This window comes from Rhodanobacter sp. C05 (genome assembly GCF_002001165.1).
Lineage (GTDB): Bacteria > Pseudomonadota > Gammaproteobacteria > Xanthomonadales > Rhodanobacteraceae > Rhodanobacter.
The window spans coordinates 277,687-290,674 of sequence record NZ_MUNQ01000010.1 but is presented as its reverse complement, the minus strand read 5'-3'; the positions used below and the strand labels follow the sequence as shown (position 1 = coordinate 290,674).

General features: G+C 61.8%; 11 protein-coding genes and 1 riboswitch. Of the genes, 5 read left to right on the top strand and 6 right to left on the bottom strand.

Annotated elements, in window-relative coordinates; all coding sequences use genetic code 11:
- Positions 1 to 28: 28 nt before the first annotated feature.
- From B0E51_RS11165 to B0E51_RS11150, 4 genes are all read right to left on the bottom strand, one after another.
- Positions 29 to 628, bottom strand: coding sequence for a DUF892 family protein (locus B0E51_RS11165; RefSeq protein WP_077444973.1), 600 nt, complete (start codon positions 626 to 628; stop codon positions 29 to 31).
- 172 nt (positions 629 to 800) lie between these two features.
- Positions 801 to 2,612, bottom strand: coding sequence for a sulfotransferase (locus B0E51_RS11160; protein ID WP_168172625.1), 1,812 nt, complete (start codon positions 2,610 to 2,612; stop codon positions 801 to 803).
- Positions 2,613 to 2,648: 36 nt separating this feature from the next.
- On the bottom strand, positions 2,649 to 4,526 hold the full coding sequence (gene thiC, locus B0E51_RS11155; protein ID WP_077445014.1) for a phosphomethylpyrimidine synthase ThiC: 1,878 nt from the start codon (positions 4,524 to 4,526) through the stop codon (positions 2,649 to 2,651).
- Between the two features lie 104 nt (positions 4,527 to 4,630).
- Positions 4,631 to 4,725: riboswitch (TPP riboswitch) on the bottom strand.
- A gap of 43 nt (positions 4,726 to 4,768) precedes the next feature.
- A complete protein-coding gene (locus B0E51_RS11150; RefSeq protein ID WP_254424501.1) occupies positions 4,769 to 5,368 on the bottom strand; it encodes a TetR/AcrR family transcriptional regulator in 600 nt (199 codons plus the stop codon).
- 318 nt (positions 5,369 to 5,686) lie between these two features.
- Between B0E51_RS11150 and B0E51_RS11145 the strand changes: the two genes are divergently transcribed.
- Together B0E51_RS11145 and B0E51_RS11140 are read left to right on the top strand one after the other, a co-directional pair.
- Positions 5,687 to 6,346 (top strand): protein-L-isoaspartate O-methyltransferase, encoded by a 660-nt coding sequence (locus tag B0E51_RS11145; protein ID WP_077444970.1) that lies wholly within the window; start codon positions 5,687 to 5,689, stop codon positions 6,344 to 6,346.
- A 34-nt stretch (positions 6,347 to 6,380) separates the two neighbouring features.
- On the top strand, positions 6,381 to 7,730 hold the full coding sequence (locus B0E51_RS11140) for a TolC family outer membrane protein (protein ID WP_077444969.1): 1,350 nt from the start codon (positions 6,381 to 6,383) through the stop codon (positions 7,728 to 7,730).
- 61 nt (positions 7,731 to 7,791) lie between these two features.
- Here the strand turns inward: B0E51_RS11140 and waaA are convergent, their stop codons facing one another.
- Positions 7,792 to 9,057 (bottom strand): lipid IV(A) 3-deoxy-D-manno-octulosonic acid transferase, encoded by a 1,266-nt coding sequence (waaA, locus tag B0E51_RS11135; protein ID WP_077444968.1) that lies wholly within the window; start codon positions 9,055 to 9,057, stop codon positions 7,792 to 7,794.
- A 94-nt stretch (positions 9,058 to 9,151) separates the two neighbouring features.
- On the opposite strand from waaA, the gene lpxL reads away from it, so the two are divergent.
- From lpxL to B0E51_RS11120, 3 genes are all read left to right on the top strand, one after another.
- Entirely contained in the window at positions 9,152 to 10,069 is a 918-nt protein-coding gene (gene lpxL, locus B0E51_RS11130) for an LpxL/LpxP family Kdo(2)-lipid IV(A) lauroyl/palmitoleoyl acyltransferase (RefSeq protein ID WP_254424500.1), read from the top strand.
- A 186-nt stretch (positions 10,070 to 10,255) separates the two neighbouring features.
- Positions 10,256 to 10,996, top strand: a complete 741-nt coding sequence (locus tag B0E51_RS11125; RefSeq protein ID WP_077444966.1) for a polysaccharide deacetylase family protein — start codon at positions 10,256 to 10,258, stop codon at positions 10,994 to 10,996.
- Complete coding sequence (locus tag B0E51_RS11120) at positions 10,993 to 12,069, top strand: glycosyltransferase family 4 protein (RefSeq protein WP_077444965.1); 1,077 nt, start codon at positions 10,993 to 10,995, stop codon at positions 12,067 to 12,069. The genes B0E51_RS11125 and B0E51_RS11120 overlap by 4 nt, the downstream gene beginning before the upstream one ends.
- A 38-nt stretch (positions 12,070 to 12,107) precedes the next feature.
- Here B0E51_RS11120 and B0E51_RS11115 read toward each other — a convergent pair whose 3' ends face one another.
- The gene (locus B0E51_RS11115; RefSeq protein WP_077444964.1) at positions 12,108 to 12,842 is read right to left on the bottom strand and encodes a sulfotransferase family 2 domain-containing protein; all 735 of its coding nucleotides are present in this window, start codon (positions 12,840 to 12,842) and stop codon (positions 12,108 to 12,110) included.
- Positions 12,843 to 12,988: the final 146 nt, after the last annotated feature.

Below are 12,988 nucleotides of genomic sequence, written 5' to 3'. Positions count from 1 at the left end.
GCTCATGCGCAGCATCCGCCAAACAAACTCAGCCGCGCTTGTCGCCAGCGGACTTCTTGGCCGGCGCTGACTTGGCCGGCTCACCTTTCTTGCCCAGCTGTTCCAGCAAGGTGTTCATGTCTTCGGCATGTTCCTCTTCCATTGCCAGGATGCCTTCCAGCATCCGCCGCGTGGTCGGATCGTCGGCACCGATGTAGTTGATGATTTCACGATAGCTGTCGATCGCGATGCGCTCGGCGACCAGGTTCTCCTTGATCATGTCGACCAGATCGTCGCCCTCGACGTAGTCGGAATGACTGCGGCTGAGCAGACCGTCCGGCGACAGGTTCGGCTTGCCGTCGAGCTGGGTGATGCGCTCGGCGATCAGATCGGCGTGACCCTGCTCCTCGTTCGCGTGCTGCAGGAATTCGGCCTTGACGCTTTGCGAATTGATCCCCGACGCCATGTAGTAGTGGTACTTGTAGCGCAGCACGCAGACCAGTTCGGTCGCCAATGCATGATTGAGCAGCTTGACCACGGTGGCGCGGTCGGCGCCGTAGCCCGCGGTCATCGCGCCTTTTTCGATGTCCTTGCGTGCACGCTTGCGGATGTTCTCGATATCACTGACGAACGGCTTGGCCTTGGCCATGGCTTGCTCCTGCGGGACGAGGTGGGAATGGGCATCGGCGCGTATTTCCGCCGTAAGTCCGCAGAGCGTAGGAATCCGCATGGAAAAGCCAGGTGAAGAATGCTTCAACCCGGCTCCCATCGCAGCAGGCACCACAATCGACCTGTTTACTGCCTGTAGTGTGCTTGATCGTTCAGCGTGCGACGAACCGCTCGGCTCGATCGAGCGTGGCCTGCAGGCCCGGCACAACCTGTTCGATCAGATCCTCATGCCGACGCCATTTGTCAGAAGCAGGCTCGGTAACGGTATGGCGTGAAAGCGGGAGAACCTCATCGAGTGAACGATCCCACTCAAGCTCAAGCGCACCGCACAGTCGCTCTACCTCAGCCGCAGGATCCATCAGGAAGGCATCGTATCGCGCCACATGGCAACGACCGGGCGCCAGCGCCTCGAGATCATCCAGCAGGATCCGCGTGGTGGTCTCCCACTGCGCTGCCACGATCTCTTGCAGCGGCCGTCCGATCAGGTCACGCCATCCCGGTACGAGCAGCAGCGACCACGGCAGGCCATTCCAGTCGGGGAGGTCCGGGTACATGCGAAAACGACCAGATTGCCAAGCCTCAATCATGCTGCTCAGCGTCCGGCGCGGATCGCGGTACAGATATACGAACTGCGCCTCCGGGAATATTTTTGCCAGAAACGGTACGCGCAATGCGTTCTTCGGGGTTTTCTCCAGCAGACGAATCGGCTTCTGCGATACTGGCCGTCCCTCTCTGTCGCGCAATTTGGCAAGCAGGCGATCGCGCAATTCCTTCATCCGCACTGGCGTCACCGCTGCCGCATCGAGCCGGTTGGATTCATAGTCCCGATGCGCTGGATGCAGCCCCTGGATGCCTTCGATCAAGCCATGACTCTCCTGCCCGGTGGTGAACAGACCCGGGGCCTGTGCCAATGTTTCGAACAGCAAGGTCGAGCCCGAACGTGGCGACGAGACGATGAACACCGGGCGATCGAATACTTCATCACGATCACTCACGGCAGGCCGCGATCCGGACACCACAGGCCGCCGCGGCTCGTAGGCACCGAGATCCTTGCCGGCACCAGCGATAGCCACGTCCAGCAGCATGGGGCGCAGGGCATCCATGACCTTTGTGCCATTGACTAGCATGAGCGGCGCCGTGATCTTTTCCATGGCATGCGCGAATGCGTTCAACTCTTCGCGATAGAACGGCCATCCCGTGCGGTCGGTACCGTATTGCGCCCACAGCATTTTCCAGTTGGTAATGAATTGCGTTGCCACTTGCTGCGCTGTAGCCAGCTGCTGGTGGGGTTGCACTTCCCCGAGAAGGAAGACCAAGTGTTCCTGTAGTTCCCATGGAGTCATCACCACCGGCACATTGACTGACTCATATATCAGCGTGGGACGTTCTTCGGGCGTCGCTGCAACAGCTTCTTCGCGCCAGCCCTCGAAACCAGGATGCCCTGGGGCCCGGCCGCGATTGACCAGATCCCAGAATCCCTCACTGCCGACCGTATCTGCCACCAGATGAATCCGTTCGTCCTCGTCGCCATTGATCACCTTATGACTGCGCCAGGTATCGAAAATCCAGCATTCACCGGCCGCCATGTTGACTTCAGCTTCGCCACAGAAGAACCGAACGGTTGGCTTGGTCACGATCGGTACGTGGACACGCGTGCGCTCGCGCCAGTAGTAGCTGACATCGGCGTGCGGTGCGACCTCGGCGTGTCCGCTCAACTTCATCAGACGCGTGCGCCCCCACACAGCACCTATCCGATGCAGCACCTGGGTCAGATAGGGACATTGTTCGAGATAGGCTGTTGGCCGCATCGGGCCGTTGATGGCGTCATTGTCGGGATTGCCGTTAACCGAAATCAGCGGCAACGCAAAATTGCCGGGAAACTTCTGGGGGTGGAGACGCCAGCAGGATCTGTCAAAAGCAAGCACCTCTTCAGACAACCGTTCAGTATCGAAATGCAGCGGCAACTGGACGAACGGAACTGAGAGCTTCATCGACGACCCTTACTCGCGTTGATAGATTTCGCTGCCAGTGGCACGAAACTCGGCAGCCTTCCCTGCCATACCCTCATCGATCACTTCGAACGCTTCAACACCGTGTTCGGCAGCATAGTCGCGTACGTCCTGGGTGATCTTCATCGAGCAGAACTTCGGGCCACACATCGAACAGAAGTGTGCACTCTTGTGTGCGTCCTTGGGTAGCGTCTCGTCGTGGAATTCCTTGGCCTTCTCCGGATCCAGGCCGAGGTTGAACTGATCGTCCCAGCGGAATTCGAAGCGTGCCTTGCTCAGTGCGTTGTCGCGCACCTGCGCGCCCGGATTGCCCTTGGCGAGATCCGCCGCATGCGCGGCGATCTTGTAGGCGATGATGCCGTCGCGCACGTCCTGCTTGTTCGGCAACCCGAGATGTTCCTTCGGCGTCACGTAGCAGAGCATCGCAGTGCCGAACCAGCCGATCATCGCCGCGCCGATCGCGCTGGTGATGTGGTCGTAACCCGGCGCGATGTCGGTGGTCAGCGGCCCAAGCGTGTAGAACGGCGCCTCACCACACTTCTCCAGCTGGCGGTCCATATTCTCCTTGATCAGGTGCATCGGTACGTGGCCGGGACCTTCGATCATCACCTGCACGTCGTGCTTCCAGGCGATCTGGGTCAGCTCGCCCAAGGTGTCCAGCTCACCGAACTGTGCAGCATCGTTGGCATCCGCGATGCAACCCGGACGCAAGCCGTCACCGAGGCTGAAGGACACGTCATACGTCTTCATGATCTCGCAGATATCTTCGAAGTGCGTGTAGAGGAAGTTCTCCTTGTGATGCGCCAGGCACCACTTGGCCATGATCGAGCCGCCGCGCGAGACGATGCCGGTGACACGTCTGGCAGTCAGCGGCACGAAGCGCAGCAGCACGCCGGCGTGGATGGTGAAGTAATCCACGCCCTGCTCGGCCTGCTCGATCAGGGTGTCGCGATAGATTTCCCAGGTGAGGTTCTCGGCCACGCCGTCGACCTTCTCCAGCGCCTGGTAGATCGGCACGGTGCCGATCGGCACCGGCGAGTTGCGGATGATCCATTCGCGCGTCTCGTGGATGTGCTTGCCGGTGGACAGGTCCATCACGTTGTCCGCGCCCCAGCGGATCGACCACACCAGCTTCTCCACTTCCTCGGCGATACCCGAGCTCACCGCGCTGTTGCCGATGTTCGCGTTGATCTTGGTGAGGAAGTTGCGGCCGATGATCATCGGCTCGCTTTCCGGATGGTTGATGTTGGCCGGAATGATCGCGCGGCCACGGGCCACTTCATCGCGCACGAACTCCGGCGTGATCAGCTTCGGCAGCGCGGCGCCGAACGACTGGCCAGGATGCTGGTCGAGCAGCGCACTACCATGCAGTGCCTCGATCTTCTGGTTCTCGCGGATCGCGATGTATTCCATCTCCGGCGTGATGATGCCGCGCCGTGCATAGTGCATCTGCGTCACGTTGGCACCGGCCCTGCCCCGACGCGGTACGCGTGTGGCGGTGAAGCGCAGCGGATCAAGCTTGGGATCAGCGGCACGCTTGCGGCCGAATTCGGAGCCGAGCCCGTCGAGTTGCTCGGTATCGCCGCGCTCGGTGATCCACGCGGCACGGTGTGCCGGCAGGCCGCTGGCCAGATCGACTGCATAGCCCGGGTCGGTATACGGACCGGAGGTGTCGTAGACGGTGATCGGCGGATTCGTTTCACCGCCGAACAGCGTCGGCGTCTGCGCCTGGCAGATTTCGCGCAGCGGCACCTTCAGGTCGGGCCGGCTGCCCTGCACGTGGATCTTGCGCGAACCGGGAATCGGGCGAACAACGGCTTCGGAGAGTTCCTGCGCGGCACGCGCAAGATCGGAGGGCTGGGCATTCATCGGCATGTATCCGGCTTCTGTTGAAAAGTCCGCACACTTGAGGCGCGGCTGCGAGCAACTCGCGTGAAACAACAGAAGCGACGGCGCCGGACGCACGACAGCTGACCTCGTGCGACGAAGCTCCCTACACCGGTGCTAACCGGATCAGGTTCGAAGGGACTCTCTCAGCCGACCAGCGTCGGCACCCCCGCTTCAACCGGGTTATTCAAACACGAAGCGGGGTGATCGGCGAGTGTCGCGGCTCAGCGCGGCAGGTAGGCGCGCAGGAACATCGTGACGCCAGCACGCGCAGTGCTCTCGATTTCCTCGGCGTAGCTCTCGGGACAATCAGCACAGCCAAACATCTGACGCATCATCAGATTGCCCTTGATCAGGGTGAGGAACTGCACGCAGGCGCGCGGTACATCCTCGATCTCCAGCTGGCCGGCGCCAACCGCCTGATGCAGCAGGCGTTCCATCAGGCCATGCGTGCGGGTCGTCCCTTCCTCCCAGATCAGCCGGCCGTAGCGCGGATTGCCCTGCCGACAATCGCTGAGGATGGCGCGGAAAGTGCCCACGGTTTCCGCATTGCAGTCCAGATGGGCATGGGTCAACGCCACCCGCAACAAGGTGTCACGGATACCTAGGTGCGCGTCGAAGGCATACGTCTCTTCCGGCAGCAGATCCTGGATCCGCGATCGGATCACTTCGCGAAACAGGTTGTCCTTGTCGCCGAAATGGCTGTACACGGTAAGCTTGGACACACCGGCATCCGCTGCGATGGCATCCATGCTGGTGCCGGCAAACGCATTGCGGATGAACAGCGCCTTGGCGGCCGCCAGAATTGCCGCACGCTTCTCCATGTCCTTCGGCCGACCTGGGCCTTGCTGGGACCTGATTTGCGCGCTGATAACCATGCCCGCACCTTCACAAATGAATAGCCAGACTTTATTATACGGTACAGTTCAATTATTTTCCAGAATGGCCTCCGCCAACTCTCAGGCTCAATTCCGAAAGCTCTGCCAACAGGTGACGCCCGTCAACTGCTTGCGATGACTTCCGGCACTTCGTGACCTGAAGCACAACCGGCAGGCTTGTCATTGTCGCAGATCATCGTTGTGGGGCCAGGCCCAAGCGCTTATCCTTCTTGACCTTTTTCGATCCGCACGGGACACGAGCAAATGGCTATGAACTTCGAACAGGCGCGACTGAACATGGTGGAAAACCAGGTTCGCCCGTGGGAGGTGCTGGATGCCCGTGTGCTCGATGTCATCAGCCGTGTGCGCCGCGAGGATTTCGTCGATGCCGCGCACCGCCAGCTAGCCTTCGCCGACCTGTGCCTGCCGCTGGGTCATGGCGAAGTGATGATGAAGCCGGTGGTGGAGGGTCGCGTGTTGCAGGCGCTGGATTTGCAGCCGACCGATCACGTGCTTGAAATTGGCACTGGTTCGGGTTTTCTTACCGCCTGCATGGCTGCGCTGTCGGCCCAGGTGACCAGTCTCGACATCCACGCCGACTTCACTGCAGCCGCCGCCCGGCGCCTGCTCGCGGCAGGCATCGCCAACGCCACCCTGGTCACCGGTGAAGCGGTCAACACCTGGCAGCCGCAGGGGCTGTTCGACGCGCTGGTGGTGACCGGTGCCGTGTCCGAGATTCCCCCACGCTGGCTGACCTGGCTCAAGCCCGGTAGTCGCGCGCTGGTCGTGCACGGCCAGTCGCCGGTGCAGCAGGTCACCTTGCTGACCCATGAAGGTGCGGGCCGCTACCGCGAAGAAACCCTGTTTGAAACCGACCTGCCCTATCTGACCCACGCCGAACCGTCACAACGGTTCGTCTTCTGATGACGCCCCTGACCGATTCCCCACGAGGCAACCCATGCGTTTGAAGCTGCTCACCTTGGCCCTGGCCCTGACCGCCACTTCGTTGCCCAGCCATGGCGAGGACCTGCTCGATGCTTACCAGCAGGCACGTGCTAATGACCCGGTGCTGGCGCAAGCCGATGCCACTCGGCTGTCCACGGGTGAAGGCGTGGATCAGGCCCGCGCGCTGCTGTTGCCACAGGTCTCGGCAGGATTGACGCTGAGCCAGAGCAAGAGCTCCGGCAGTCAGAGCTTCGAGGATCCAAACAATCCCGGCCAGGTCATCGACACCAGCGGTTTCGGTCATACCCGTACCCGCGACATCAACGGCCAGCTCAGCCAGAGCGTGTTCGACTTCAGCAAGTACGCCAACCTCAAGGCAGCCCACTCGGCTGCGGAAGCGCAGGATCAGACCTATCAGGCCGCGCTGCAGGCGCTGTTCGTGCGCGTCACCACCGCCTATTTCACCGTATTGACCGACGAGGATCAGCTGACCTTTGCCAAGGCCAACGAAGAAGCCCTCAAGCGGCAGTACGACCAGGCCGACCAGCAGTACAAAGTAGGCATTGCGGCGATTACCGGCTCGTATCAGGCCAAGGCCGCCTACGAGGCAGCCAAGGCACAGACCATTGCAGCCCAGAACACACTCGACAATGATCGTGAGGCGTTGAGCCAGATCACTGGCAAGCCGACCGGCGACCTGAAGAAGCTGCGTGACGACCTGCCGCTCGATCCACCTGCGCCGAACGACCCCGACGAGTGGGTGAGAACTGCGCTGGAGTCCAATCCCAGCCTGCTCGCGCAAAAGGACAATGTGCAGACCGCCGAACACAACATCACCGCAGCACGTGCTGGCCATCTGCCGACGATCAGCGCCAATGTCAACTACGGCAAGAGCGCCAGCTGGTACCAGAACTCCGATATCCATCAGAACACCCCTGCTTCAACCACGATCGGGTTGACGCTGAGCGTGCCAATCTTCTCCGGCGGCCTTACCCAGTCGCAGGTGCGTCAGTCGATCTACCAGCGTGATGCCGCCCAGGACTCGCTGGAATCCGAACGTCGCCAGGTCAAGGCCAGCACGCTGAACTATTACCGTTCGGTACTTGCCGGTATCGCCCAAGTGCAGTCAGGCAAGGCATCGGTGCAATCGGGCCAGGAAGCACTGGACGCTACCCGGGCCGGCTATTCGGTAGGTACCCAGACCATGACCGACGTGCTGCTGGCGATCCAGACCCTGACCTCCTCGGAAAGCAGCTATTCGCAAGCCCGTCATCAGTTCATCCTGAACAAGCTGCTCCTGAAACAGGCCGCCGGCACCGCCGACCTAAAGGACGTCGAGGCGATCAACGCGCTGCTGCAGTAAACCCTCAGCGATGCCACATGCAGAAGACGGCCGGGTCATACCCGGCCGTTGTGCTTTATGGCTATTCCTGCAGCAAGGCATCGATCAGCTGCATGATCCGCTGCACGGCACCACGTTCGCGTTCGAATACCTGTTGCGCAGCGAATCCCATCCGCTCGCGCCTGGCAGGATCACGCAGCAGCTGCAGCACGTCCGGACCGAGTTCGGCACTGTCCCGCACACACTCGGCGCCGCCCTGCTGGATCAGGCTGCGCGTGATCTCCTCGAAATTGAAGGTATGCGGCCCTACCAGCACAGGGACGGACAAGGCCGCTGGCTCAAGCACATTGTGCCCCCCGATGGGCACCAGACTGCCACCGACAAAGGCCACATCGGCGGCCGCGAAGAACGGCATCAACTGGCCCATCGCATCGATCACGAACACCTGGGTAGCCGGCAGCGGGATGCCGTCGGCGCTGCGCGTGGCGACCGTGAAGCCCAGACTGCGCACCGAGTTTTCGACCAGGCGAAAGCGTTCCGGGTGACGCGGTGCGAGCAGCAGCAGCGCATCCGGGAGACGCTTGAGCACCTGCAGATGCGCCTCGAGTACGGCCTGCTCCTCACCTTCGTGCGTACTGGCGGCCATCCATACCGGGCGCCGCGGCCCCCAGTGATTGCGCATGACCGCACCATCGGCCACGGCGCCCTCCGGTATCGGCATGTCGAACTTCATGTTGCCGGTGACCACGATCTTTTGCGGGTCGGCACCCAGCAACCGATAGCGTGCGGCATCGGTGCGTGACTGCGCGGCAATCTGGTGTACGCAGCGCAAGGCCGAACGCGCCAGCGCTCGTAGCGGCCGATAACCACGCATCGAACGCTCGGACAAGCGCGCGTTGACGATCATCAGCGGGATGCCGCGACGACGGCAGGCGAAATACAGGTTTGGCCAGATCTCGGTCTCCACGATCAACGCCAGCCGTGGTCGCACGCGATTGAGGAAACGGCTCACCGAAAACGGCAGGTCGTACGGCAGATAGACATGGAACACGCTGTCGCCAAACAGCTGATGCACCCGCGCAGTCCCGGTCGGCGTGATCGTGGTGATCACCAGCGGTGCGTCCGGATAATCCTGGCGCAGTGCCTTGATCAGCGGCTCGGCCGCATTCACCTCGCCGACCGATACCGCATGCACCCACAGGCTGCCGCTGAAACCGGGCGCATCGAAGAAGCCGAAACGCTCGGGCCAGCGTCGCGGGTACGGTCGCGAGCGCACTCCGCGTGCGAGCAGACGCAACACCAGCAAGGGCGTCACCAGGAACATCGCGAGGGTATAGAGATAGCGCAACGGCCGATCCTTGATGACAACGCGGGAGTATAGCGAGAGCGGCCACCACGAGCCTGATCCCGGGTAGCCCGCTACAATGCCGACGATGCCCGGCATGTCCCGTCCCACCTTCACCCGCTCACTGCTTGCGCCGCGCCACTGGCCGGCGTGGCTGGGCGTGGCCGTGATCTGGCTGATTGCGCAACTGCCGCAGGCTGCGTTGCTGTGGCTCGGCCGCCGGCTCGGTGCGCTGGTGCTGCGCGTTCCCTCGCAACGACGGCATATCGCTGAGGCGAATATCGCGCTGTGCTTCCCCGAACTCGATGCGGCTGCACAAGCCAGGCTGGTCGATGCCAACCTGCGCGACATCGGTCTGATGATGGTCGAGTTCGCGCTGGGCTGGATGGGCAGCGATCGGCGCATGGCGCGCATTCCGACCCGCATCGAGGGATTGCAGCATCTCGAAGCGGCACGTGCGCAGGGCAAGGGCGTGCTGCTGGTCGGCGGCCATTTCTCGCATCTGGAACTGTGCGCACGGCTGGTCTCGCAACGCATCCGGATTGCCGGCATGTACCGCAAGATGGATTCGACCGTGTTCGAGTGGGTCGTGCTGCGCTCGCGTCTGCATTACGCCGAGGCGATGTTCGACAAGGACGATATCCGAGGCACGGTGAAACAACTGCGCGGCGGCGGCACGCTGTGGTACGCACCGGACCAGGACATGCGCAGCAAGGACAGTGTGTTCGTGCCGTTCTTCGGCGTGCCGGCGGCCACGATCACCGCCACCCACCATCTGGCCCGGTTGTCCGGCGCGGTGGTGATCCCGTTCTTCCATCGTCGCCTGCCGGACGGCCAGGGCTACGCCTTGCGCCTGGGCGCACCGCTGGAAGACTTTCCGAGCGCGGATGTGCTGACCGACACCGCCCGCATCAACGTCTGCATCGAGCAGATGGTGCGCGAGGCACCGGAGCAGTATCTGTGGGTGCACAAGCGCTTCAAGACGCGGCCAGCGGACACTCCTGCGCCCTATTGAACTCGACAGGCCGACGAAAGGGTGCCCCATGTGAAATTGCACCAGTTTCCGAAGGCCTCCCCAAACCATGTCGACCCATTCATGTCCGCACCGGCTGCCCCTTCGCCGGTGCGAGCGCGCCTGTTCAAGCCAACCCGGCGTCATCTCCTGCGCGCAACCGGTACGTCGTGAAACACGGGGCATCGTATGAGCCTCGATATGCCGGCAACTCCCCTGCCGATCCTCACCTATCACAACATCGCGAACGCCCCGCGCGACATCCGCCGCTGGCGCAGCCTGTACGTGAACCCCGGCGCGTTCGCGCGGCAGATGTGGCTGCTGCGGCGATTCGGCTACACCGGGCTGTCCATGTCCGCCGCGATGCCTTACCTGCAAGGTGAGCACAGCGGCCGCATCGCCATCATCACGCTGGACGATGGCTACGTGGACAACCTGGAGTCCGCGTTGCCGATACTGCAGCGCCACGGCTTCAGCGCCACCTGCTACGTCGTCAGCGGCAGCATCGGTCAGTACAACCAGTGGGACGACGAACGGCTGGGTGTGCGCAAACCGCTGATGTCGGTCGAGCAACTGCGCGAATGGCAACGCGGCGGCATGGAGATCGGCGCACATACCCGAAGCCATCCCCGCCTGACCCAGTGCAGCGACGCGCAACTGCGCGACGAGATCCACGGCAGCAAGGCGACGCTGGAAGATCACCTCGGCACGCCGGTCACGCAGTTCTGCTACCCGTATGGCGATGCCGACGATCGCGTGGCCGGCATGGTTCGTGAGGCCGGCTTCACCGCCGCGACCACCACGGCGCGAGGCCGGGCCAGCGCCGGCATGGATCTGTGGCAGTTGCCACGTGTGCAGATCGCGCGCCACCACCTGTTGCCACAGTTCGCAATGCGCGTGATGTCGGGTTACGAGGACCGCCGCGCGTGAAACTGCTCTTTGTCGGCACCAACCCCGAGAATACCGGGGCCGCCAGCCATTTCGTCGCACTGATACAGGCGATGGCCGAGGCCGGGCATGAGGTCAGTGTGGTGGTCTATCCCGACGGGCTGATCTGCCACGGGCTGGCGCAGTCGCATGTGCGACTGTACAAGGCGAAATTCCGCAACGTGCTCGATCTGCGCGGCTATGCCGCCGTCTTCAGGGCCGCGCGAGATCTGAAACCCGACTGGCTGGTCGGCAACTTCGGCAAGGAGTACTGGCCGCTGATCCTGGCCGGACGGCTGCTGCGCGTGCAGGTCGCGCTGTTCCGGCATCGCGCGCCGCCCATGAAACGGTTTTCCGCCTACCTGATTCCACGGCTCGCGCAACGTTTCTTCGCCGTTTCGCAACATGCCCGCCAGGCCTACCTGGATCGCGGCACACCGGGGCACCTGGTGCGCGTGCTGTACAACCCGGTGAACATGGAACTGTGCCGGTTCGATCCACAACAGCGCAGCGAAATCCTGCGTTCGCTTGGAATCAGCGAGGACGCGATCGTGCTCGGCTATACCGGCCGCATGCACGACGGCAAGGGCATATTCCCCCTCTTCGAAGCCACTACCGCAGCCATGACCGTGGAGCCACGGCTGCACTGTCTGTGGCTGGGTGATGGCCCGGATGCACAGACCCTGCGCGACCGCGCTGCGGCGCATCCCATGGCGGCGCGACACCACTTCCTGGGCTGGATCCATGACGTCCATCCCTATTACAGCGCATTCTCGATGCTGGCCTTCCCATCAATCGCGACGGAAACGTTCGGCCGGGTTTCGGTCGAGGCCCAAGCCGCCGGCGTTCCTGTATTGGGCAGCGACATCGGCGGAATTCCCGAGACACTGCGGGTAGGCGCGACCGGGCTGCTGCTGCCACCAGACGATGCACCCGCGTGGCGCGAAGCCATTCTGAAGTTGTGCGATCCGTCCCTGCGCAAGTCGATGGGTATGGCCGCACATCAATACGTGCAACAGCGCTTCAGTACGCACGTAATCGCCCGCGAGTTCCAGCGGTTACTGGTCGAAGGCTGATATCCAGCGGATAAATCCTGCTGCTGGCGCAGCACGTACTACTCGACGAAAACCGATAGTTCAGATTCGGCCCGATTTTCGCGCTGCTGCAGCATGCCGCCAGTCCATCTCTCACGCCACTTCAGGGCCTGTTGATACAGCTGCATGTCGGCTGCATGGAATTCACGCGCGGTGTCCAGAAAAGCCTTATCCAATGGATCACGCAAGCCAGAGTATTTCGCAGCATTCTGACATTGCGGCTTCAGGTTCACCGACAAGTAACGCCGGCAAAATTCCTGCAAGTCCTCCTGATAATTTTCGCTGGTACCGATGAAGGCGAAATTTTCCAGCGGAAAGCTCCACAAGTACTGAGTATAGATATTTCTGAACTGCTCGCTCAGGCAAAACTGCTCCAAGGTCCAGCGTTGCTCGATGACCTGCCGATGATGCGGCGCTGCAGTTTTTTCATCGTAGCTTTCCTGCCAGTAGTAGTAGTGGGAAATTATTCGGGCGACAGGCTCTCTCATCCATGTAACGAAAGTGAGTTCGCGCCTGGCAGCAAGTGGCAAATACTTCACCGGCAGAAAATGACCGTGTACACATTCACAGTCGCCCAGGCCCTGTTCGGCAATTTCCATACCTGCCGCAAGCGCAGATTCGCGACGTTGGAGCACAGGTTTGCTTATGGCCTGATCACCGTAATCAGGCCTGTAGCGAGCACCGAAGTGGAGCGATAGAGACTTGCCGAAGCTCGTTCCCGCCGTTTTCGGCAGATGCAGCGAGATAATGGTCATTCGCCCCCCAAGTCGACAGCTTTATTCGTGATGCTGGCCAGTAATGTTAAACCCATGTGACAGCAAAATGAACCAAATCAAAATCAGATCGCAAAAACAAACGATGCCCTGGCGGTTTCAGCCGCCAGGGCATCGTTAAAACAAAG